We start from the raw sequence: 23,959 nt of genomic DNA, 5'->3' as shown, positions 1-23,959 counted from the left end.
CTCGGATCTTCCGGGTAATTTGGTGTGATGGACAACGTAACTGCGAGGTGTTGGCGTGAACATTAATGCGACCCTGATTGGCCAGTCCGTTGCGTTCCTGATTTTTGTACTGTTCTGCATGAAGTATGTATGGCCTCCGGTCATCGCTGCTCTGCACGAACGTCAAAAGAAGATCGCTGATGGTCTGGACGCTGCCAGCCGTGCAGCTCGCGACCTGGAGTTGGCCCAAGAGAAAGCGGGTCAGCAACTGCGCGAAGCGAAAGCTCAGGCAGCTGAAATCATCGAGCAAGCCAAGAAACGCGGTAACCAGATCGTCGAAGAGGCTGTTGAAAAAGCCCGTATCGACGCTGACCGTGTGAAGGTTCAGGCTCAAGCCGAGATCGAACAGGAACTGAACAGCGTCAAAGACAAGCTGCGTGCCCAAGTGGGCTTGCTGGCTGTCGGCGGCGCCGAGAAGATCCTGGGTGCCACAATCGATCAAAACGCGCACGCAGAGCTGGTTAACCAACTGGCTGCTGAAATCTAAGCGAGGGCGATCATGGCAGAACTGACCACGTTGGCCCGACCTTACGCTAAGGCGGCCTTCGAGCACGCTCAGGCCCACCAGCAACTGGCCAATTGGTCAGCCATGCTCGGCCTGGCAGCAGCGGTGTCGCAAGACGACACCCTGCAGCGCGTGCTCAAGGCCCCGCGACTGACGAGCGCAGAAAAGGCCGCCACGTTCATTGACGTGTGCGGCGACAAGTTTGATGAAAAGGCACGCAATTTCATCAACGTCGTTGCCGAAAACGACCGTCTCCTGCTTCTGCCGGAGATCGCCGCTCTGTTCGACCTGTACAAGGCCGAACAAGAGAAATCGGTAGACGTTGAAGTAACCAGTGCATTTGCATTGAACCAAGAACAGCAAGACAAACTCGCCAAGGTTCTCAGTGCACGACTCAACCGGGAAGTGCGCCTGCAAGTTGCGGAGGACGCTGCCTTGATTGGTGGTGTCGTGATCCGCGCCGGCGACCTGGTTATCGATGGCTCGATTCGCGGCAAAATCGCGAAACTTGCCGAAGCATTGAAATCTTGAGTTTGAAGGGGCAGCAGAGCAATGCAGCAACTCAATCCTTCCGAAATAAGTGAAATTATCAAGGGCCGCATCGACAAGCTCGATGTGACCTCCCAAGCCCGTAACGAAGGCACTGTCGTCAGCGTATCTGACGGCATCGTGCGGATTCACGGTCTGGCCGACGTCATGTACGGCGAGATGATCGAGTTTCCGGGCGGCGTCTACGGTATGGCCCTCAACCTGGAGCAGGACTCCGTAGGTGCCGTGGTATTGGGCTCCTACCAGTCGCTGGCTGAAGGCATGAGCGCCAAGTGCACCGGCCGCATCCTCGAAGTTCCTGTTGGTAAGGAATTGCTGGGCCGCGTAGTCGATGCTCTGGGTAACCCTGTTGACGGCAAAGGTCCACTGGGCAACACCGAGACCGACGCGGTCGAGAAAGTTGCTCCAGGCGTGATCTGGCGTAAGTCGGTAGACCAGCCTGTACAGACTGGCTACAAGGCTGTCGATGCCATGATCCCTGTCGGCCGTGGCCAGCGTGAGCTGATCATCGGTGACCGTCAGATCGGTAAAACCGCTCTGGCGATCGACGCGATCATCAACCAGAAAGACAGCGGCATTTTCTGCGTCTACGTAGCCATCGGTCAGAAGCAATCGACCATCGCCAACGTGGTTCGCAAGCTGGAAGAAAACGGCGCCCTGGCCAACACGATCATCGTGGCTGCCAGTGCTTCGGAATCTCCTGCGCTGCAATTCCTGGCACCGTACTCCGGTTGCACCATGGGTGAATTCTTCCGCGACCGCGGTGAAGACGCGCTGATCGTTTATGACGATCTGTCCAAGCAGGCAGTGGCTTACCGCCAGATCTCCCTGCTGCTGCGCCGTCCACCAGGCCGTGAAGCTTACCCAGGCGACGTGTTCTATCTCCACTCCCGTCTGCTGGAGCGCGCATCCCGCGTTTCGGAAGAATACGTAGAGAAGTTCACCAACGGCGCAGTGACCGGCAAAACCGGTTCCCTGACCGCACTGCCGATCATCGAAACCCAGGCTGGCGACGTTTCCGCGTTCGTTCCGACCAACGTGATTTCCATCACCGACGGTCAGATCTTCCTGGAATCGGCCATGTTCAACTCGGGCATCCGCCCTGCAGTGAACGCCGGTGTTTCGGTATCCCGTGTGGGTGGTGCCGCTCAGACCAAGATCATCAAGAAGCTCTCCGGTGGTATCCGTACCGCTCTGGCTCAGTACCGTGAACTGGCGGCATTCGCCCAGTTCGCTTCTGACCTGGACGAAGCGACCCGCAAGCAACTTGAGCATGGTCAGCGCGTTACCGAGCTGATGAAGCAGAAGCAATACGCACCAATGTCGATCGCTGACATGGCGCTGTCGCTGTATGCCGCTGAGCGTGGGTTCCTGACTGACATTGAAATCGCCAAGGTCGGCAGCTTCGAACAAGCGCTGATCGCTTTCTTCAACCGCGATCACGCCGATTTGATGGCCAAGATCAACGTTAAAGGTGACTTCAATGACGAAATCGACGCTGGCATGAAAGCCGGTATCGAGAAGTTCAAGGCCACCCAAACCTGGTAAGCCGCAGCGGGAGCCGCGAGGCTCCCGCTTGCTAACCTGATAGGTGTTACATGGCAGGCGCAAAAGAGATTCGCAGTAAGATTGCGAGCATCAAAAGCACGCAAAAGATTACCAGCGCCATGGAAAAAGTGGCGGTCAGCAAAATGCGCAAGGCACAAATGCGCATGGCTGCTAGCCGTCCTTATGCGGAGCGTATCCGCCAGGTAATTGGGCATCTGGCCAACGCCAACCCGGAATACCGCCACCCGTTCATGATCGACCGCGAAATCAAGCGCGTCGGTTATGTCGTCGTGAGCAGTGACCGTGGTCTGTGCGGCGGCTTGAACACCAACCTGTTCAAGGCCCTGGTCAAGGACATGGCGGTAAACCGCGAAAACGGCGTCGAGATTGATCTGTGTGTAGTCGGTAGCAAGGGTGCGGCCTTTTTCCGCAACTTCGGCGGTAACGTCGTTGCAGCTATCAGCCACCTGGGTGAAGAGCCGTCGATCAATGACCTGATCGGCAGCGTCAAGGTGATGCTGGATGCCTACCTGGACGGCCGTATCGACCGCCTGTCCGTGGTGTCCAACAAGTTCATCAACACCATGACTCAACAGCCTACCGTGGAGCAGTTGATTCCACTGGTGGCAACCCCGGATCAGGATCTCAAGCACCACTGGGACTATCTCTACGAACCGGACGCCAAAGAGCTGCTTGACGGCTTGATGGTCCGTTACGTCGAGTCGCAGGTCTACCAGGCGGTGGTCGAGAACAACGCGGCTGAACAGGCTGCGCGGATGATCGCGATGAAGAACGCTACCGACAACGCCGGTGATTTGATCAGCGATTTGCAGCTGATCTACAACAAGGCGCGTCAGGCTGCGATCACCCAAGAGATCTCGGAAATCGTCGGCGGCGCTGCCGCGGTTTAACGGTTCAAATATTCAGAGGATCCAGCTATGAGTAGCGGACGTATCGTTCAAATCATCGGCGCCGTTATCGACGTGGAATTTCCACGCGACAGCGTACCGAGCATCTACAACGCGCTGACTGTACAAAGCGCGGCCGCAACCACCCTGGAAGTTCAGCAGCAGCTGGGCGACGGCGTGGTGCGTACCATTGCGATGGGTTCCACCGAGGGCTTGAAGCGCGGTCTGGAAGTCACCGACTCTGGCGCAGCCATCTCCGTACCGGTCGGTAAAGCAACCCTGGGCCGGATCATGGACGTCCTCGGTAACCCGATCGACGAAGCTGGCCCGATCGACACCGAAGAGCGCTGGGGCATTCACCGCGCAGCACCTTCGTTCGCCGAGCAAGCAGGCGGCAACGACCTGCTGGAAACCGGCATCAAGGTTATCGACCTGGTCTGCCCGTTCGCCAAGGGCGGTAAAGTCGGTCTGTTCGGTGGTGCCGGTGTAGGCAAAACCGTAAACATGATGGAACTGATCCGTAACATCGCCATCGAGCACAGCGGTTATTCCGTGTTCGCCGGTGTGGGTGAGCGTACTCGTGAGGGTAACGACTTCTACCACGAGATGAAGGACTCCAACGTTCTGGACAAAGTGGCACTGGTTTACGGTCAGATGAACGAGCCGCCGGGAAACCGTCTGCGCGTAGCACTGACTGGCCTGACCATGGCCGAGAAGTTCCGTGACGAAGGTAACGACGTTCTGCTGTTCGTCGACAACATCTATCGTTACACCCTGGCCGGTACTGAAGTATCCGCACTGCTGGGCCGTATGCCTTCGGCAGTAGGTTACCAGCCGACCCTGGCTGAAGAGATGGGCGTTCTGCAGGAACGTATCACTTCGACCAAGGAAGGTTCGATCACCTCGATCCAAGCGGTATACGTACCTGCGGACGACTTGACCGACCCGTCGCCAGCGACCACCTTCGCCCACTTGGACGCCACCGTCGTTCTGTCCCGTGACATCGCTTCCCTGGGTATCTACCCAGCGGTAGATCCACTGGATTCGACTTCGCGCCAGCTGGACCCGAACGTGATCGGTCAGGACCACTACGACACCGCTCGCGGCGTTCAGTATGTTCTGCAGCGTTACAAAGAGCTGAAAGACATCATCGCGATCCTGGGTATGGACGAGCTGTCGGAAGCCGACAAACAGTTGGTTAACCGTGCTCGTAAGATCCAGCGCTTCTTGTCGCAGCCGTTCTTCGTGGCTGAAGTCTTCACCGGTGCTTCGGGTAAATACGTTTCCCTGAAAGACACCATTGCTGGCTTCAAAGGCATCCTCAACGGTGACTACGACCACCTGCCAGAACAAGCGTTCTACATGGTTGGCGGCATCGAAGAAGCGATCGAGAAAGCCAAGAAACTGTAATCCCGGCGCCCGGCAACGGGCGCTAATTTAGGTTGAGGCAATCAGATGGCTATGACAGTCCATTGCGATATCGTCAGCGCGGAAGGGGAAATCTTTTCCGGCCTGGTCGAGATGGTGATTGCGCACGGTGCACTGGGTGATCTTGGTATCGCTCTGGGTCACGCGCCGCTGATCACTAATCTCAAGCCGGGTCCGATCCGCCTGATCAAGCAAGGCGGGGAAGCCGAGGTGTTCTACATCTCCGGTGGTTTCCTCGAGGTTCAGCCGAACATGGTCAAGGTACTTGCCGATACCGTGCAACGTGCCGCCGACCTGGATGAAGCTCAGGCTCAGGCAGCTCTCAAGGCTGCCGAGAATGCCCTGAACGAAAAAGGCGCGGACTTCGATTACGGCGCCGCTGCCACACGTCTGGCCGAGGCTGCAGCCCAGCTGCGCACCGTCCAGCAGATCCGCAAGAAGTTTGGCGGTTAATCCGTCAGCCGCTTATTGTGCGATTGATAAAAAAGGGTAGCCTCGGCTACCCTTTTTTCTTTTCCGAATTCCCACAAACCGGTCGCAGTTGCTGACCACCCAGGATTGGTAGCCAGTCATGTCTCTCGAAATCGTTATCCTCGCGGCCGGTCAAGGCACTCGCATGCGCTCGGCGCTGCCCAAAGTGCTGCACCCGATTGCCGGCAACTCCATGCTCGGCCATGTTATCCACAGCGCTCGGCAACTTGATCCACAGCGCATTCACGTGGTGATCGGTCACGGTGCCGATGTGGTGCGTGAGCGTCTGGCAGCTGATGACCTGAATTTCGTGTTGCAGGACAAGCAACTGGGCACTGGCCATGCCACCGCCCAGGCGGTGCCGTTCATTGATGCCGACACTGTGCTGATTCTTTACGGCGATGTGCCGCTGATTGAAGTGGAAACCCTGCAACGTCTGCTCAAGCATGTCGTGCCGGGCCAGATGGGTTTGCTCACTGTCGAGCTGGATGACCCGACCGGTTACGGCCGCATCGTGCGTGATGCTGACGGGAAGGTCGCGGCGATCGTCGAGCACAAAGACGCCAGCGAAGCGCAACGTGCGATCACCGAAGGCAACACCGGCATCCTCGCTGTGCCGGCCGATCGTCTGGCGGACTGGATGAGCCGCCTGTCGAACAACAATGCGCAGGGCGAGTACTACCTCACCGACGTGATCGAAATGGCGGTCAGCGATGGTCTGGTGGTTGCCACCGAACAACCGCACGACCCGATGGAAGTGCAGGGCGCCAATGATCGCAAGCAGCTCTCTGAACTGGAGCGTCATTACCAGTTGCGCGCCGGCCGTCGCCTGATGGCTCAGGGCGTGACCCTGCGTGACCCGGCGCGTTTCGATGTGCGTGGCGAAGTCAGCGTAGGCCGCGATGTGCTGATCGACATCAACGTGATCCTGGAAGGCAAGGTGATCATTGAAGACGACGTACAGATCGGCCCGAACTGCGTGATCAAGGACAGTACCCTGCGCAAAGGCGTGGTAATCAAGGCCAACAGTCATATCGAAGGTGCCATTCTCGGTGAAGGCAGCGACGCCGGTCCCTTCGCGCGTTTGCGCCCGGGCACTGTGCTCGAAGCGCGCGCCCATGTCGGTAACTTCGTCGAGCTCAAAAACGCCCACATGGGCGAGGGTGCCAAGGCTGGCCATCTGACCTATCTGGGCGATGCCGAAATCGGCGCACGCACCAACATCGGCGCCGGCACCATCACCTGCAATTACGATGGCGCGAACAAGTGGAAAACCGTTTTGGGCGCTGATGTATTCATCGGTTCCAACAACTCGCTGGTTGCCCCTGTGGATATTTCCAATGGTGCAACTACTGCTGCCGGCTCGACCATCACGCAAAATGTGGATAACGCTCAGTTGGCGGTTGGCCGAGCCCGTCAGAAGAACATCGACGGCTGGAAGCGGCCGGAAAAAATCAAAAAATCCTGATTTATCCACAACCTCCTGTGGGAGCGAGCCTGTTCGCGAATGCGGTTTGTCAGTCACGTCTTCAGTGGCCGAGACTCCCTTTCGCGAGCGGGCTCGCTCCCACAGTCGTTTCAATCTTTCTGAATTTTTCTCCCCGCGTCTTGACGGCAACCTTTCGATAGAGTTTCATTGCTTGCGTTATCTTTCGAATCGAAACTTAAGCTGCCATGTCCAAGCGCAATACTCCTCAACGTCGCCATAACATTCTCGCCTTGCTCAATGAGCAGGGCGAAGTCAGTGTCGACGAGCTGGCCAAGCGTTTCGAAACTTCCGAAGTTACGATTCGCAAGGATCTCGCGGCGCTGGAAACCCATGGTCTGTTGCTGCGTCGTTACGGCGGGGCGATCACCATGCCGCAAGAGCTGGTCGCAGAAACGGCGCAGAGTATTTCCAAGTACAAGCAGGCGATCGCCCGCGCGGCGGTCAAACGCATCCGCGAGCACGCGCGCATCATCATCGACAGCGGCAGCACCACCGCCGCGATGATTCCCGAACTGGGCCAGCAACCGGGTCTGGTGGTGATGACCAACTCGCTGCATGTCGCCAATGCCTTGAGCGAACTGGAACACGAGCCAGTGCTGCTGATGACCGGCGGCACTTGGGATCCGCACTCGGAATCCTTTCAGGGCCAGGTCGCCGAGCAGGTACTACGCTCTTACGACTTCGATCAACTGTTCATCGGCGCTGACGGTATCGATCTGGTGCGCGGCACCACCACCTTCAATGAACTGCTCGGCCTCAGCCGAGTGATGGCCGACGTTGCGCGAGAAGTGATCGTCATGGTCGAGGCCGACAAGATCGGTCGCAAGATTCCCAACCTGGAGCTGCCCTGGAGCAGCATCCATACCCTCATTACCGATGATCGCCTGTCTGTCGAGGCACGCGATCAGCTTCAGGCCCGCGGGATCAATTTGATCTGTGCGGCTGTCAGTCAGGAGAAATAACCATGTGTGGCATTGTCGGCGCTGTAGCTGAACGTAACATCACCGCCATCCTTCTCGAAGGCCTGAAGCGCCTCGAATACCGCGGCTATGACAGCGCCGGTGTGGCGGTTTATACCAATGACCAGACCCTGGAACGCATGCGCCGTCCGGGCAAGGTCAGCGAACTGGAAACCGCGCTGGCCGAACACCCGCTGGCCGGGCGCCTCGGTATCGCCCACACCCGTTGGGCTACCCATGGCGCGCCGTGCGAGCGCAATGCCCACCCGCATTTTTCCGGTGACATTGCGGTGGTGCACAACGGCATCATCGAGAACCACGAAGCCCTGCGCAAACAGCTGAAAGCGCTGGGCTATGCGTTCAGCTCGGACACCGACACCGAAGTCATCGCGCACCTGCTGACCCACAAGCTCAAGGAACAACCGGACCTGACTGCCGCGCTCAAAGCGACCGTCAAGGAGCTGCATGGCGCCTACGGTCTGGCAGTGATCAACGCACAGCAACCGGATCGTCTGGTTGCCGCGCGCAGTGGCAGTCCATTGGTGATCGGCCTGGGCCTGGGCGAGAATTTCCTCGCTTCCGACCAGTTGGCTCTGCGTCAGGTCACTGACCGCTTCATGTACCTGGAAGAAGGCGATATCGCTGAAATCCGTCGCGACAGCGTGCAGATCTGGGACGTAAACGGCAACGCTGTCGAGCGCCAGACCGTGCAGTACACCGACGGTGCCGAAGCCGCCGACAAGGGCGAGTTCCGCCACTACATGCTCAAGGAAATCCACGAACAACCGGCGGTGGTACAACGCACCCTCGAAGGTCGCCTGGGCAACAATCAGGTGCTGGTTGAGGCCTTCGGTCCACAAGCTGCCGAGCTGTTTGCCAAAGTGCGCAATGTGCAGATTGTCGCCTGCGGCACCAGTTATCACGCCGGCATGGTCGCGCGTTACTGGCTCGAAGAACTGGCCGGTATTCCGTGCCAGGTCGAAGTCGCCAGCGAATTCCGTTATCGCAAAGTGGTGGTGCAGCCGGACACGCTGTTCGTGACCATTTCGCAGTCTGGCGAAACTGCGGACACCCTCGCGGCGCTGCGCAATGCCAAGGAGCTGGGCTTCCTCGCCAGCCTGGCCATCTGCAACGTCGGCATCAGCTCGCTGGTGCGTGAATCCGATCTGACCCTGTTGACCCAGGCCGGTCGCGAAATCGGCGTGGCCTCGACCAAAGCCTTTACCACGCAACTGGTCGGCCTGTTGCTGCTGACCCTGTCGCTGGGTCAGGTGCGCGGCACTCTGGCTAACGGCGTCGAAGCCACACTCGTCGAAGAACTGCGTCGCCTGCCGACCCGTCTCGGCGAAGCGCTGGCGATGGACAGCACCGTGGAAAAAATCGCCGAGCTGTTTGCCGAGAAAAACCACACCCTGTTCCTCGGCCGTGGTGCGCAATTCCCGGTCGCGATGGAAGGTGCCTTGAAGCTCAAGGAAATCTCCTACATTCATGCCGAAGCCTACCCGGCCGGCGAGCTCAAACACGGGCCGCTGGCACTTGTGGATAACGACATGCCGGTGGTCACTGTCGCACCGAACAACGAACTGCTGGAAAAGCTCAAATCCAACCTGCAGGAAGTCCGCGCTCGCGGCGGCGAGTTGATCGTGTTCGCGGATGAGAAGGCTGCGATGACGAACGGCGAAGGTACCCACGTGGTGCAAATGCCGCACATCCACGACATTCTCTCGCCGATCCTTTATACGATCCCGTTGCAACTGTTGTCGTACTACGTCGCCGTGCTCAAGGGCACCGACGTTGATCAACCGCGCAACCTGGCGAAATCGGTGACCGTGGAATAAGTTATCCACAGATGATCTACGCTTCTGGTTTTCAACAATAAAGATTGACACAAAACAATAAAGTTTGACACGCATGAACATAGATTGACACAAGGCTCAAACCCCCGTATCTACGGGGGTTTTCCTTTCCAGGCTTTCCCTTTGGTCTGGAATCATCGCTTCAACTTTCAGCGGGTGTAGTCTGGAAAATGTTTTGAATGCGGCCGCTTTGGCGGTCGTGTCCTTCTACGACTTTTTCTCGACGCGAGGTGAAGCGGTCCGCATCGACTGAGGAGGCGTGGGTTGCGAGGTCGTAAATTTGCATCACAGCAGGACATTGAACGGCACATCGCAAATGGATTTGGCGAAGGCGCCGGGGCAAGCTACGTGCCTTGGCTGCGGGTACAAGATGTCCCGTCGATAGGTCGTTCGCACAAGATTCAAGGTGTGAAGATCGAGAGGATTCATCACCTCCTGTCAGATCTCGAGCGTTCCTACTTCCTTGTGTGTGAATTTTCTGAAGACGTCGTGGATATCCGGGAGCAATACCCTTTACTACCCACAGGGCGTGCGCAAGCGATAGCGTCGGCGATCGATGTACGCTATCCAAGATACCCTAGAACAACACTGCCTTATGTGATGACAACAGACTTCCTGTTAACTGTTAAGGACCCGAGCGGAAACTTCAAATCGGTAGCTAGGACGGTGAAGTATCGTTCCGATTTAATTGGCAACGGAAGTAAAAGAACGCTTGAAAAACTTGAAATTGAAAAGCGTTTTTGGGAAAGCCAAGGTGTTGATTGGAAAATCGTAACAGACGAGTTTTTTACACGAGATTTGATTAAAAATCTTGGACTAATCAGGAGGTACTCGAAGCTCTCTCGTGATTTAATGAAAGCGCCGTTGCATTCGAATTTTATCGAGTGCCTTGTAAACAGCCGGGAATATTCGTGGACCTTGGCCACCTGTCTAAGAAAAATAGCATCACTTCTGTCCATTTCCTATATAGACGCTCAAGCAATTTTCTTTCATCTGGTTTGGAACAAGATACTGAAAATCGATTTGGTTAACACTCCTCTCCACCTTACTGGTCTAGTTCCTGGCTTCGAAGTTTCCCCGAGCCCTGTCCAAGTATCGTTGAAGGAGAAAATGTCATGACTGTTCTCGTTAATGACGTTTTCGAGCCTGTAACCGATCTGTCGGTCATCGCTACGATAGCCAGGCTCCTTTACCAGGATGAAACGCATGACTTAGCAGTTTTGATGGATCTAGCTGACCCACCCCGGCAGCCATACGCTGTTGGACTGGAGGAGCTGCGTCGATCGTTAGCGTCTGGTCACACCAAATCAGCAGCCATTGCCACGCCCGAGTTCATGCTTGTGCTTGAGGAACAGTTGGATGAGAGAGCCAAGCAAGGCCGGGACGAAAAGTGGGCCGTCATCGCCCCTCTGCTAGATCCTGAATACCCAGGACAAATATTTGTACGAGGTGAGTTAGGCCGACTTGTTAGCAAACGGGCGTCAGAACTCGGAATTCAGCGGAAAACGATCTATCGGCTTCTTTACCGCTATTGGTTATATGGTCAAGTTCGCAACTCATTGCTTAACAATTATACGGCAGTAGGTGTTGCCGATAGAAAATATGATCCGAGCAGGCCACCAGGGCGAAAGCCTAAATTTCAAGGCGTTCTTACTTCGCCTTCAAAGATGCTCAGTGCAGTTGATAAACGATGCATCCGTGTTGGATATGCTCTTTATGTAAGAGATAAGAAATCTTCCATTTCGAGCGCATATGACGAAATGTTGAGACGATTCTACTCTGTTCGAGACATCTCTAAAAACAGTGAAGAAGCGCTTCGTTTGTTGCCTGGTTCAGAACTCCCCAGCTTGAGGCAGTTCCAATATTGGGGGCAGATTTTTTTCGACGAGATTGAAACCGAGCGTGGCCGTAAAGGGTTGAGGAGGTGGTTAAAGGATTGCCGTCCGCTTTCAGGTACCGTTCGAGATTGGCTGCGTGGACCCTGTCATCAGTTCGAAATCGACGCAACGATTGCCGATATTTATTTGGTCAACAGCTACTCTAGACGGATGCTCATTGGTCGGCCCGTCGTTTATATCGTAGTGGATAGTTTCTCCGGAATAATTGCTGGTCTCTATGTAGGATTGGAGGGCCCTAGTTGGAATGGGGCGAGACAAGCGCTGTTCAACGCGTTTACCTCCAAAGTCGAGTTCTGCGCTCAGAACGGCGTTGAAATCAATGCAGATGATTGGAATTGTCACCACCTGCCCCACCAGATTTACGCCGACCGGGGAGAGATGCTGTCACTCGCAGCAGAGGGGTTATCCTCAGGATTGGGAATTGAGATGGGCACTGCTCCACCTTATCGGCCTGATTGGAAGCCTATGGTAGAAAGTCGGTTTGGCATTTTGAATGATTTGACGGGTATCAGATGGCTACCTGGCGGGGTAGCTGCGAGGGACAAAGAGCGCGGCGAGCGAGATTACCGGCTCGATGCCACGCTGAACCTCAAAGAGTTCACCCAAATCCTCATTAATTGCGTGCTCCACTATAACCGACACCATCGACAGCCTGACCGACTGACTCAAGCGATGATGAATGACGGCGTAGAACCTACCCCCAACGGTATATGGAATTGGGCCTGCGACAACGACCTGATCGAATCCAACAAACGTCCCGACGAGCTGGTTTATCTCCACCTTTTACCGCGTGAGCGCGCGACCGTTCAAAAGGGCGGAGTGATGTTTCGCGGCATGCACTACGTGTGTGATATGGCCATAGCGAAAGATTGGTTTGCTAAGGCTCGCAAAGGGGGCGTTTGGTCAATAGAGTGTTGGTTCGATCCGAACTCGGCGGCACACATTTGGATTCAAGGAGAGGCCAAGCAGTTTATCCGTTGTGATCTTCGACGATCGGATGCCGGTTACGCGAATTACCGCTCGGACGAGATTTTTGATCTGCTCGAAGCCTATCGCCAAAAACCGCCTACGCGCCGGCGAGCTGAGCTGGAAAGCCGTGTGCAGCTTAGCGATCAGGTCCACCAGATCATCAGTCATGCGCTCGCAGAACGAAAACAGGAACCTGCTCCGCCTACCAAGGCAGAGGCCACTGGACACATCCGCGAGAACCGCGCAGAAGAACGTCTCCGTGAGCGTGAAAATGCGGTTGTTCCTGAAGGCGTGAGGGTGGAGCCAGCTTCACTTCAATCTGAAACGACACCGAAAGCGCATGATTCATATGCCGGCGAGCGCACCGCGCAGGTTATCGATTTGCTCAAAAGAATTCGGCCAGGACAGGCAAAATGAAAGGTGCACAGACGTTTGCCAATTACGTCAGACAGGACATTAGTGAGTACGCGGGTAACCCGCTGATCGAAGCTTTGCCTCCGATATTGTCGGAGGCGGCGGCTGTTGAACTGATCTCGAACTTTCCTCAGCCGGTGGATCCGAAAGAGCTGACGCTCGAAGGAGCCACTCGAATTCACTGTATCGACAGGCTGAGAACCGTCGTACAGCCGTTCTTGCTACATCTGGAACTGGAGGCCCTGTTCTCACTGCTCATCCGTCGAGGGTATGTCGGGCGTAACCCTATGTCGCCCGCTACCGTCCGGCATTTGCATTCTTTATCGGGAGCTCAGCGTTACCACGATGCGTTCAAGTCCACTGCAGAAACGTTTACCGTCGTCGGCCTGAGCGGCATTGGCAAGTCGACGGCGCTCCACGCCATCTTGAGCCTTTATCCACAGACAATCCGTCATGAGCGCTATGAGGGAAAGCAGTTTGTTCATACCCAAATCACATGGCTGAAGCTTGACTGCCCTCGGGATGGATCGCTGGCTGGATTTTGCCAGCAGTTTTTTTATGCGGTTGGTGACGCTCTAGGAGATAAGGACTACCACAAGCGCTACAGGCATCGAAACATCAATGATGCGCTGCAACAGATGGAGCAGGTGGCCAGCACGTTTTTCATCGGCGCCTTGTTGATCGACGAGCTGCAAAACCTCCACCTGGCGAAAACCGGTGGTAAAGAGAGCATGCTGAATTTTTTCCTGCACTTGGTAAACAACATCGGTATCCCGGTGGTTTTCAGTGGCACGAACTCGACAATTAGCCTGTTCTCAGAAGCCATGCGGACTGCCCGCCGAGTTTGTGGTGCCGGTACGCTCGAATTCAAACGATTCGAAAAGGATGATGAGGAGTGGCGGTTGTTGGTCGAAAATCTCTGGAGCTATCAGTGGTGCAAGCAGACTGCCGAGCTGACCGACGAGATTTTTGACACGCTGTATGAACACACTCAAGGCGTGACAGATTTCCTGGTCAAGCTGCTGGTATTGAGTCAGCGTTATGCGGTCCAGAGTGGCTCGGAGTGTTTGACTGCCGAGGTCATGGTGAAGGTAAGCAACTCAAAAATGCAGATTCTAAAGCCAGCCCTTTCAGCCCTGCGTAGCCGTGATCCGAAGCGGATGCGACAGTTTGACGATTTGCTGCCGATTGAGGATCAACTGAGCGAAATGATGGTCTTCGATGGATTGGCACGAGAGGATCGCCTCACCTTGCTTCGAAGCGTTGTATCCCGTGAGAAACCGGCAGACCCATCTCCAACCATTCTTGCGAAAGATCACCCATCGCCGATTGCTACTGCTGTGGAAAACTCAGAGGCTAAAGCGCTTAGCGAACATGACGCTCCCCTCGACGCTCTGCGCGCTGCGGGCTGGCTCAACGAGGACCTGTTTGAGTTCTCACCGATGTATCACAAAGCGTGAGTAGGAGGGGGGTGAAGTGCAGCTTAAACTCCATTTCTTCCCCGCCGCGTTTCCCGACGAGACGCTGCACAGCGTGATTTCTCGTTATGCCCGTCTTTGCGGTGTTCGTAATTGCCAAGCAGCATTTGCCGGACTGAAATCGGCGGCAGCTTTTTCGCAGAATGTGGCATTCCCGAGTCACTTAGGGGATTTTGTCGACGCGCTACCCAGCGGTACCGAGCTATCGGTAGCCGACGTCCTGATGCGCCACACATTACTACCCTATTACGCGCCGTTTTTGAGGGGGAGCCAGGTTGAACACGCTCGGACGCTGATGACCGCTGGTGGTAAAGGCTTGATGTTAAAGCTGGGCGTCAACGCGAGCCGTATTGGATTCGCCTCCCGAGTGCGGTTATGTCCAGAATGTATCGCCCAAGATCAGGCTCAACGGGGAGTCGCTTACTGGCACAGGGTCCACATGCTTCCAGGCGTGCTGGTATGTCCGCATCACGGTACGTCACTCAGGATCCTTGATCCTCGCTGGTCCAGCCGCAGCTCTCGACAACTCAATCTGCCCAGTGATGAGAATGTGCAAGCACACACAGTACTTCTCGACACCCCGTTGCGGTGCATGCCACCGCTTCACGAAATCGCGTTGCGCTCACTTCAGGTCCTCGAGTCTGAAGTCACTGCTTTGTCGGCGGAGGCGGTGCGCTTCACGCTTTTACACAGGGCAACGCAGCTCAACCTTGCTTCTGATAACCATCGCTTGCACCTGCACTTGCTGGCGCAGCACATGGCCGATTTTTTTGCCGCACTCCCGCGAGAATGGGAATTTTCTATACTCGGAGATGTTCGTGCAGGTACACCCGCCTCATGGGTCACGAAGCTGCTTCGTACGCCTATAAGCTCTCACCATCCGCTCAAATACATCTTATTGGCCGGTGCTCTGGGCGTTGAAATGGTGAGCTTGCTGCATGGTCAATGCCCTGTGAAACAGGCGGTGGCATGTGATCCGAAAGCTCACATTCGGCTTCACGCGCGCCTTTCTCCGGTGATGCCTGGTGAAGGCCTGGACTGTTCGTCAGCCGCTGTGTGGGAACATGCTCTTGAAGGAGCTGATGCCAAAAAGATCGCTGCCGTTCTAGGCGTTTCATCAGCATATGTCTATCGTCACATCCGAAATGTACCCGGCGGGCAAGATGCTTGGAGGGAGGCGCGATTTCACATTGAGCTATGCGCAAGACGCGCGGCTTTCGAGGCTGATTATCGATTGTACAAAGCACATGCATGCAGGGGGTATGCGTGGCTGTATCGTCACGACAGACAGTGGCTTTCGGAGTCAACTGCAAACCCAAGCCCCCATCGTACGCCCCGTCTGAATAGCGCCGAAATGTTCGCTGCCCTCGATGCGAGACTGTCCGGCGAAGTCCGTCAGTGTGCCGACACGCTTTATGCTCTCGCGGGTAAGCCTGTCCGCATTTCGCGTACCAGGATTGGTCGGGAGCTTCATGTTCTTTCTCGCTTCGAAAAGCAGCTCTGCAAGCTTCCTCTCTGTGCAGCAATGCTCGAAAAAGTATGTGAACCAATCGAAGGCTTTCACGATAGGCGTCTGCAATGGGCTAGACGCCAATTGTTCTCGGAGGGCATGCCTATATCACGTTCTTCGCTCTACAGAGTCGCGAGCATTCGGCCCCCGCTGTAATCCAGCCGGGCATTCTCTCCATCTAAAAAAAGTTCTAAATCAATTCACCGTGAACACATTGTTTTTCTGTTAATGAAAATTTGCACCCACGAGAATAGCGTCGGCATACGCTGGATCATCACAATCATCATCTAAAACGTACTAACCCGCGATCACCCGAAATAGTTTTGCAATCGCCATTGGCTGACCTACACGGGTTATCGATACGTGTTCTGTATTTCAAGGAGTACGGGCGCGGCGGGGTTTAGATGAATTTACTACGATTCAAAATTGAGCGGCTGTGTCATTTCCAAATCCAGACCGGATACAGAATTTTACGGGTTGCATATATACTGCCCCCGGATGCACGTTCTCTTCGACCCCTACCTTTAATTGGTAAATGATGTCTGATCTATTATTTTTTCCCGTGTCGATGCCGGATGAAATGCTGCACTCTCGTGTCACCCGCTATCACTATCTGTCAGGCAATAGAACCGCGACAGAAACCTACCGCGATTTGTTCGCATCGAAACCCTTTTGCATTGGTGGCATCGTACCCAAGCAGATCGAGAGGCTCGCACACAGGCTGCCGGGGCAATCGGAGAGCAATCTCGCAGAGCTGATCAGTAGCAATACTACTTTTCCTGCTTACCGGCCGTTTCTTGGGGTTAAGCAGGGGCCGGAGAACAACGAAGGACCGCTGGGTTATGACGGGGTGGTACGGGTGCCCCGCAGAGAAGAGTCCACCCATGGCAAGGCTAAGCTTTGTCCTACCTGCGTTCAGGAAGATTTGATTGAGCGGGGTTCTGCCTACTGGCATCGATCTCACCAGATACCCGGTGTTGCCGTCTGTTGGCGTCATGGCGACGCATTGATCCATGCCTGCCCCGAGTGCTCTCGCCCGTTCTACCGTAAATTGAAGCTGCTTCCCAATCTGACTGAGCCATGCGCATGCGGCTGGAGCCCGTTAAACAGCGCAGCAATACACAAGGGTTCAAAGATGGAACAGAAAGTCGCTCTGTTCGCACACGATATCTTGCAACGCAATATTCCTCCGATAGGCAGTACGGTATTGAGTTCGTGCTACGTCCGCCAATGCAAGAAGCGCGGATTCATTTTCGGAAAAAATGCGGGTATTGCGAAACTATTCGACAGCATCCAAAGCGCTTACGGCGATGAACTTTTGGCGCAGATTGATCCAGCCTACAACAACGGAAAGCATGAGCAATGGATCCGGCTCAAATCAGATAAAGGTCAGCTAAATATGCCGCTCGCGCGGCATTTGATCATTGCTCTACATTTGTTTTCCAGTGCAGATGGCTTTGAAGAGGCTCTGAAGAATGAGTCAATCCTGCTGAGTGCCGCTGTTTCTCCGCGAGCGCCCAAAGTCGAAGAATCGCGTCTTAGCCAAAAAACTAGATATCGCCAAAAAATCGAGTTGCTTTTAGCGCTGCGTACCGATGCCAATATCGAGTACCTCTGGAAGAAGGCGTACAAACCTACGCAATGGATTCTAGAAAATGATAACGCATGGTTAATGGCAAAACTCCATGCCCCTAAAAAAGCTACAGTTAAGGTCGAAAAGTCCGTCGATTCAAGAGACGACGCCTATGCAGCCCTTATCGAAGCGGGCGTAGATGAGCTGTATAAAGTTACGAAAGATCCGAAGAGAGTGAACATTCGGAATTTGCAATCGCTGCTCCCAGGTTCATTACCTCATGAGCTGTATCTACGCAAGCAGAGGTTCCCTCTTACTTATCAACAGATCAAGATTCATCAGGAGTCAGTATGGCATTTCCGTCTAAGAACTTTGGTGTGGACTGTCTCTGAACTCATCAGGATGAAGCTCCCCGTGAATTACTCGACGGTAAGATTGACCTCAGCGGTATCAAGCAAGGTTTTCCTGGTTTTCTCCAGTTTCTTTGAGTGGGATCTGGAAAGCCTGGCAAGAACCGGGGTCGACGCGGAGGCCCTGCTCAGGTCTACCGGCGTATCGAGGAATTGGGAGGGACCACCGGTTCAAATAAGCTTTTGAGGGCATCTTTGTTCCGTCAGCGTCTGCCAACCTTTGGTGTTAACAAAAATCCCATCTGGCTTGAAAGCGTAAATGCGGGGTAGCGTCCACCTTTCACATTAGTAACCTTCGCGGCAGCTTTCTGAAAGCTTTCACTTGTTACTCTTTAACTCAGTAAATTGAGCTTTAGGAGAAAATCATGACAGCAATGACAGCAGTGAAAGCGTTTTGCGCCGCTTCGATTTTGACCTTATCTTCATTAGCCATGGCGGAAGGAGGCGGTGACCGCGTGTATGGTCGAATGATGCAAGAGAACCAACAAGCAATGGAACAATATGCCTCAAGGAACGGCAAGACTCCTCCTGAAGTTGTTCATTATGAATATGGTATGAACCTCGATATCCAGAAGGTCGTCAGTGTCACGCAAGCCAATAAAACCTGTGGGGTTGCTCCTTCGCGCATGACCTATGAAGACTCTACGGGCAAGCTTAACACCGTGGAATATAAGGTCATGGCCGACAACTGCCCCCATGGAAGCTAGACAATGAAAATTATTTAAGAACTGCATAATTCTCCTTTTTCCGAAACTAGCTTACTGCTCGCTGACGTAGAAGTAATTTTCAGGAAAGGCTGAAGTTATCCATTTTATGAAATCATGTCCGTCAGTTGAAGTGTTTCTAACGTACAGTAAACAATTGCTCGACCACCTGATACATCCCGCCTCCTTGTTTTTCCTTTGGTTTGGGAGGTGGTTTAGGCGCCCTAGTGGCGCCTTTTTTACGTTCGAAATGAGCTATTTCCTCTGCACGGCCATGACCCTCACCATGCAGGAGCAAGATTAGAAGATCAATTTTCGGGGTATTCAGCAACGACGTGGTCTGTGCCTGCCTTTGACAAGCCGATTACCTTATACGCGTCATGTTTCCCGTCCACTTCCATTCCTGGGGAGCCGGCCGGCATGCCTGGAACGGCAATCCCGAGCAGGTCATCACGTTTGCTCATCGCAATGATTTGCTCGGCGGGCACGTGACCTTCAACAAACTTTCCGTTGATGGTTGCTGTGTGACAAGACGAGAGCTCAGGAGAAATCCCGAGACCGCGCTTGATCGCGCTCATGTTGGTTTCCACGTGATCAACGACGGTAAAGCCGCTAGCTTCAAGGTGCTGGATCCATTTCTTGCAGCACCCGCAATTAGCGTCGCGATGTACATCGATCGTCAATGGCTCTGCTGCGTGACTGGCTGAACTGATGAACAGAGCCACGAGAGCAGCGAGACGAAGTGCCCGTCTGCGACGAAGAGATTTATTTCGCATGGGTATGTTCCTTCCCATCAGTATGTGTATGTGGTTTGGGCTGTACGGTTGGAGTCGGGGCCGCATCATCTGAAGCTTCCCTAACCTTATGATCGGCGTGGTCAGCAGGCTCATTTGCAGACGGCGCTGCGGAGGGGCCATGGGCATGTGCCGTGTTTTTCTCGTCATCATGAGCGCGGACTTCCGCCCTTTGGTTGGCAGCACCTGCGCCACTTTGCCCCTGGGTCGTTCCATGCTGACCCTCATGGTTGTGCATCACGCTTTCGCCACCACCGTGTTGATGGCCACCGCTACTCGTGATCAGAGCCTTGTATTGCTCTGCATCCAGTGACGGAAGTTGCTGGAGAAATGCGACCATCCCCCATATGTAGGGATCGGCCATGCTTTTGCCCCACGCGGGCATGCCGGTGGATTTGATGCCGTGCTTGATGATCCAAAAAGCTGCGGCTGGGTGCCCATCGACGCCCAGTTTCGAAAGGTTCGGAGGTGCGGGGTAAAGGCTGTTACTCAGTTCGGTGCCTGCAAGCCCCGGAGCCAAATGGCAACCGACACACATCGAGTTGTAGTTGCCAGCACCTTCACGGATGAGGGCTTCTTGGCTCAGGTCGGGGACCTGAATGTTGCGCGAGCGCACTTCGATCGAGCGATCCCGAGCAATAGAAAGTATTGCGTAGACGGGGGCGGAGTGCGGGTCATCCGCCCCGACATTGATCACGCCGAAATACACCGCGCCGGCAGCCGCTGCTACGGTGGCCAGACCAGCAGCTATCAGTGCCTTCAGCGTTATTTTCATACTTGGTTCTCAGAACCACATCCGAATACCGGCGACAAAGCGTGCCTCGCTGGCATCTTCACCTTCCTCACGTGCAAAGTCTGCCGTATTACCATAAGAACGGCTCCAACTCACCCCGATATAAGGGGCAAATTGCCGGACAATCTCATAACGCAATCGGAGCCCCACTTCGGTGTTGGCTAATCCGGACCCGATGCCGCGCTGAGGGTCATTCTTCCCATAAAAATTGACCTCGGCCGTCGGCTGCAAAATCAATCGATTCGTCAGCAGAATGTCGTAATCGCCTTCCAGCCGAGCAGCCGATTGACCGTTCTCACCGATGTAGGCTGTTGCTTCGGCCTCGAAGTTGTAGAGGGCCATGCCCTGAATGCCGAGTGCGGCCCAGGTTTGAGGAGACCCTGGTTTGAAATCCTGTCGTACACCGGTGACGACGTCCCACCACGGTCCGATGGAGTGCCCCCAGAGCGCGGATAATTCAGCGCTTTCCGTCACGCCATTGGTACGTTCGCCTTCCGAGCGCAACCACAGTCGATTAATGTCACCGCCGATCCATCCTTTTGCATCCCAAGCCAACGCACTACCGTTGTCAGCATCCTGGTATTCAAACTTATCCAGCAGCATGAAAGAGTTGATTGTTTTGTCGTGGACACCATGACCAGCGACATCTGGAAAGGCGGCTGCACGGTCAGCATCGGTAAGTACGGGGACAGGGGTTCGACTGGTTGTCGTCGTTCCTTCATCCATACTTTCCATGCCGGTCATTTGACCGTCGTCCATTTTCATCTTGCTGTGGTCCATAGCCCCCATGTTGCTATGGTCCATCGCTCCCATGGAGCCATGGTTCATCTTGGAGTGATCCATCTTTTCAGCGGCGTGAGCCACGGCAAAGAAGACAGGACTCGTAGAAACTGCCAATACCATCAACGTTGGGCGTAAAAAATTCCTGGTCATGATCTCAATCCGCCTTCTTGTTTTCTTGGTCATGATCCATCGACTCATGGCGCATCTTGGTATGAGGCATCGTCGCGTGATTCGGCGTTGCCTCGTTTGACTTGGTCGCAGTCTTGTTCGGCGCATCCGCAGAAGTAGCAGGTGAAGGATCACCACTTTCTTCGACTGCCAATGCTACGCAGGAGAACCCACCCATGAGGCCAAAGGCAAAGAGGCAACCGACCAGCGATTTACGATTTAGGTGTGTGCTCACAGATCGTCTCCTTTACTCATCAACCCGTACTTCACGGAACATGCCCATTTCCATATGGAAAAGCAGGTGGCAGTGATAGGCCCAGCGACCTAAAGCATCGGCGGTGACTCGATAGCTGCGCTTGGTACCCGGTGGCATGTCGATTGTGTGCTTACGTACCATGAACTTGCCGTTTTCATCTTCAAGGTCGCTCCACATTCCATGAAGGTGGATGGGGTGCGTCATCATGGTGTCGTTTACCAAGGTGATGCGAAGACGCTCCCCGTACTTGAGACGAAGGGGCTCAGCATCAGAAAATTTGATGCCGTTGAAGGACCAGGAAAACTTTTCCATGTGACCGGTCAGATGCAGCTCAATGGTGCGATTGGGCTCGCGGCCATCAGGGTCCTGGAAAGTACTCTTCAGATCTGAGTAAGTGAGCACCCGTCGACCGTTGTTCCGCAAACCGATACCTGGATCGTTCAGTTTTGGCGTTGGGTTCATGGCCTGCATGTCAACCAACGGGTTGTTGGTTTCGGACGCTGGGTGAGATTGCATCTCGCCTCCCATGCCGCCCATCCCTGCCATCTGGCTGTGATCCATGCCGGCCATGTTGGACATGTCGCCTTTGTCCATCCCCGCCATCTTGCTGTGGTCCATGCCGGCCATGTTGGACATGTCACCTTTGTCCATACCTGCCATCTTGCTATGGTCCATACCGGCCATGTTGGTCATGTCACCGCTGCCCATGCCGGTCATTCCGGTCATGTCACCTTGGTCCATTCCCTGCATCTTGCTGTGATCCATGCCAGCCATACCTGACATGTCACCCGGTTTCATATCGCCGCCGCCCATGCCAGCCATGCTGCCATGGTCCATGCCAGCCATACCGCCCATGCCCATGTCATCCATGGTCAAGAGCGGACGTGGATCGATCGCCGGTACCGGTGCTTTCAGTCCTTCACGAACTGCCAAGGTCCCCCGCGCATAGCCGGTTCTATCCATGGACTGGGCGAAGATTGTGTAAGCCTCCTCGGTGGCAGGCTCAACAATCACATCATAGGTTTCTGCCACGGCGATTCGGAATTCATCGACACTGACTGGTTGGACATATTGGCCGTCGGCCGCCACCACGGTCATTTTCAAACCAGGAATGCGAACATCGAAATAGCTCATCGCTGAGCCATTGATAAAGCGCAGGCGCAGCTTCTCGCCAGGCTTAAAAATACTGGTCCAGTTGCCGTTCGGCGCTTGGCCATTCATGAGGTAGGTGTAGGTATCCCCGCTGACGTCTGCCAGATCAGTGGGGTTCATTTTCATTTCGGCCCACATTTTCCGGTCGGCGACGGCAGCAGACCAACCTTGCTTGCTGACGTCGTCGATGAAGTCGCCCACGGTACGTTTGTGGTGGTTGTAGTAGTCCGATTGTTTCTTGAGTTTGGCCATGACGCGACCAGGATCCTCATCGGTCCAATCAGTCAGCATCACCACATAGTCGCGATCGTATTGAAACGGCTCAGGCTCTTTCGAATCGATTACGATTGGCCCGTAAACGCCTGCCTGCTCTTGTAACCCGGAGTGGCTGTGGTACCAGTACGTGCCGTTTTGATGCACGTTGAACTTGTACTCGTACATGCCGTCCGGCGCGATGCCGTGGAAACTCAAACCCGGTACCCCATCCATGTTGGCAGGCAAAATGATGCCGTGCCAGTGAATGGAGGTGTCTTGCTCCAGACGGTTTTTCACGCGCAGAGTGACCGTCTCTCCTTCGCGCCAACGCAGCAAAGGCCCCGGCAACGAGCCATTGATGGTCATGGCTGTGCGCGGCGAGCCAGTGATGTTTACCGGCGTTTCACCAATAAACAGATCAAATTCGTTGCCGGTGAGGACGCTCGGCAGACCTGGACTGGTCACTGCCCATACAGGAGTGCGCCACAGACCAAGGCCGCCAAGGATGCCGCCGGCGGCCAGGCCTTTAACGAATGTCCGTCTAGAGGTTTTGGAATGCATGCCGTTTATTTCCAATCAGTCAAAAGGGAGCCGTTCAAATCAACCCGTGAGTTGGCAAGATGAGCTTCGCTTACCGAAAAAAAGACGAATTTTTCATTGCAAGCGAGCTCAGAAATTGCCACATCTAAACCACCTTCGTGATTACATTTCTGTCAGCTTGGCCGCGTGCCTGATCGTTCAGCAGTTTTTATGGTCCATCGCTTTGGCTTTGCTTTCAGCGACAGGCGGTTGAGCGCTCTGCGTTTGAGCTACCTGGTACGATTCCATCGAATTCGTCCTGGCCACTTCCATACGTGCGAAAGTCCGGTCACCACCGCCTTCAGCCATGGCCAGAGTGGAAACAGTCAGCGCTGCGGCGACGAACAAGGTTTTGATGGTGTTCATATGGGCTACCTCAGATGTGTGAAAATATCCCCTCTGAATCACATGGATTGGACTCTTTGGGGGTGAGCAAAAGACTCAGTTGGACTATAAGAGACACCCCCTGTC

The 23,959-nt window shown here is 54.7% G+C and carries 21 protein-coding genes; 15 read left to right on the top strand and 6 right to left on the bottom strand.

The features are described 5' to 3' along the window. Positions 1-55 precede the first annotated feature (55 nt). From ACYSTU_RS07105 to ACYSTU_RS07035, 15 genes are all read left to right on the top strand, one after another. Positions 56-526, top strand: a complete 471-nt coding sequence (locus ACYSTU_RS07105; protein WP_016772403.1) for a F0F1 ATP synthase subunit B — start codon at positions 56-58, stop codon at positions 524-526. A gap of 12 nt (positions 527-538) precedes the next feature. Further along, a complete protein-coding gene (locus ACYSTU_RS07100; protein WP_016772404.1) occupies positions 539-1,075 on the top strand; it encodes a F0F1 ATP synthase subunit delta in 537 nt (178 codons plus the stop codon). Positions 1,076-1,096: 21 nt separating this feature from the next. Continuing rightward, the gene (gene atpA, locus ACYSTU_RS07095) at positions 1,097-2,641 is read left to right on the top strand and encodes a F0F1 ATP synthase subunit alpha (RefSeq protein WP_016772405.1); all 1,545 of its coding nucleotides are present in this window, start codon (positions 1,097-1,099) and stop codon (positions 2,639-2,641) included. A gap of 50 nt (positions 2,642-2,691) precedes the next feature. After that, positions 2,692-3,552: a F0F1 ATP synthase subunit gamma gene (atpG, locus tag ACYSTU_RS07090; protein WP_007911960.1), complete on the top strand. Its 861-nt coding sequence runs from the start codon at positions 2,692-2,694 to the stop codon at positions 3,550-3,552. A gap of 27 nt (positions 3,553-3,579) precedes the next feature. Continuing rightward, the gene (atpD, locus tag ACYSTU_RS07085; RefSeq protein WP_016772406.1) at positions 3,580-4,959 is read left to right on the top strand and encodes a F0F1 ATP synthase subunit beta; all 1,380 of its coding nucleotides are present in this window, start codon (positions 3,580-3,582) and stop codon (positions 4,957-4,959) included. A gap of 45 nt (positions 4,960-5,004) precedes the next feature. After that, complete coding sequence (locus ACYSTU_RS07080) at positions 5,005-5,430, top strand: F0F1 ATP synthase subunit epsilon (RefSeq protein WP_016772407.1); 426 nt, start codon at positions 5,005-5,007, stop codon at positions 5,428-5,430. A gap of 118 nt (positions 5,431-5,548) precedes the next feature. Continuing rightward, positions 5,549-6,916 carry a bifunctional UDP-N-acetylglucosamine diphosphorylase/glucosamine-1-phosphate N-acetyltransferase GlmU gene (gene glmU / locus ACYSTU_RS07075; RefSeq protein WP_016772408.1) on the top strand — a complete coding sequence of 456 codons (1,368 nt, stop codon included), beginning with the start codon at positions 5,549-5,551 and terminating at the stop codon, positions 6,914-6,916. 206 nt (positions 6,917-7,122) lie between these two features. Then, entirely contained in the window at positions 7,123-7,899 is a 777-nt protein-coding gene (locus ACYSTU_RS07070) for a DeoR/GlpR family DNA-binding transcription regulator (protein WP_186568701.1), read from the top strand. A 2-nt stretch (positions 7,900-7,901) separates the two neighbouring features. Beyond that, the gene (gene glmS / locus ACYSTU_RS07065; RefSeq protein WP_498997048.1) at positions 7,902-9,734 is read left to right on the top strand and encodes a glutamine--fructose-6-phosphate transaminase (isomerizing); all 1,833 of its coding nucleotides are present in this window, start codon (positions 7,902-7,904) and stop codon (positions 9,732-9,734) included. Between the two features lie 282 nt (positions 9,735-10,016). Continuing rightward, positions 10,017-10,871, top strand: a complete 855-nt coding sequence (locus ACYSTU_RS07060) for a TnsA endonuclease N-terminal domain-containing protein (RefSeq protein ID WP_201869137.1) — start codon at positions 10,017-10,019, stop codon at positions 10,869-10,871. Then, on the top strand, positions 10,868-13,036 hold the full coding sequence (locus ACYSTU_RS07055) for a TnsB C-terminal domain-containing protein (RefSeq protein WP_095160023.1): 2,169 nt from the start codon (positions 10,868-10,870) through the stop codon (positions 13,034-13,036). The genes ACYSTU_RS07060 and ACYSTU_RS07055 overlap by 4 nt, the downstream gene beginning before the upstream one ends. Next, positions 13,033-14,493 (top strand): ATP-binding protein, encoded by a 1,461-nt coding sequence (locus ACYSTU_RS07050; RefSeq protein ID WP_095160024.1) that lies wholly within the window; start codon positions 13,033-13,035, stop codon positions 14,491-14,493. The genes ACYSTU_RS07055 and ACYSTU_RS07050 overlap by 4 nt, the downstream gene beginning before the upstream one ends. A 16-nt stretch (positions 14,494-14,509) precedes the next feature. Further along, positions 14,510-16,177 (top strand): TnsD family Tn7-like transposition protein, encoded by a 1,668-nt coding sequence (locus ACYSTU_RS07045; RefSeq protein ID WP_169836536.1) that lies wholly within the window; start codon positions 14,510-14,512, stop codon positions 16,175-16,177. Positions 16,178-16,559: 382 nt separating this feature from the next. Continuing rightward, a complete protein-coding gene (locus ACYSTU_RS07040) occupies positions 16,560-18,191 on the top strand; it encodes a TniQ family protein (protein ID WP_256587903.1) in 1,632 nt (543 codons plus the stop codon). Between the two features lie 187 nt (positions 18,192-18,378). Then, entirely contained in the window at positions 18,379-18,711 is a 333-nt protein-coding gene (locus ACYSTU_RS07035; protein WP_039593249.1) for a DUF2790 domain-containing protein, read from the top strand. Positions 18,712-19,016: 305 nt separating this feature from the next. On the opposite strand, the gene ACYSTU_RS07030 is transcribed toward ACYSTU_RS07035, so the two are convergent. The 6 genes from ACYSTU_RS07030 to ACYSTU_RS07005 form a co-directional block, all read right to left on the bottom strand. Next, entirely contained in the window at positions 19,017-19,484 is a 468-nt protein-coding gene (locus ACYSTU_RS07030) for a DUF411 domain-containing protein (protein WP_070411948.1), read from the bottom strand. Continuing rightward, complete coding sequence (locus tag ACYSTU_RS07025; protein WP_070411947.1) at positions 19,474-20,277, bottom strand: c-type cytochrome; 804 nt, start codon at positions 20,275-20,277, stop codon at positions 19,474-19,476. Before ACYSTU_RS07025 ends, ACYSTU_RS07030 begins: the two co-directional genes overlap by 11 nt. 9 nt (positions 20,278-20,286) lie before the next feature. Next, positions 20,287-21,261 (bottom strand): copper resistance protein B, encoded by a 975-nt coding sequence (locus ACYSTU_RS07020; protein WP_169836537.1) that lies wholly within the window; start codon positions 21,259-21,261, stop codon positions 20,287-20,289. Beyond that, a complete protein-coding gene (locus tag ACYSTU_RS07015) occupies positions 21,233-21,481 on the bottom strand; it encodes a hypothetical protein (RefSeq protein ID WP_139146094.1) in 249 nt (82 codons plus the stop codon). The genes ACYSTU_RS07020 and ACYSTU_RS07015 overlap by 29 nt, the downstream gene beginning before the upstream one ends. Positions 21,482-21,493: 12 nt before the next feature. After that, positions 21,494-23,470, bottom strand: a complete 1,977-nt coding sequence (locus ACYSTU_RS07010) for a copper resistance system multicopper oxidase (RefSeq protein ID WP_498997039.1) — start codon at positions 23,468-23,470, stop codon at positions 21,494-21,496. A gap of 177 nt (positions 23,471-23,647) precedes the next feature. Then, positions 23,648-23,854, bottom strand: a complete 207-nt coding sequence (locus tag ACYSTU_RS07005) for a co-regulatory protein PtrA N-terminal domain-containing protein (RefSeq protein ID WP_070411944.1) — start codon at positions 23,852-23,854, stop codon at positions 23,648-23,650. Between the last annotated feature and the right edge of the window lie 105 nt (positions 23,855-23,959).

It is taken from the genome of Pseudomonas glycinis, assembly GCF_054871425.1.
Note: the sequence above shows the minus strand (reverse complement) of the source record. Positions and strands in the feature narration are given on the sequence as shown.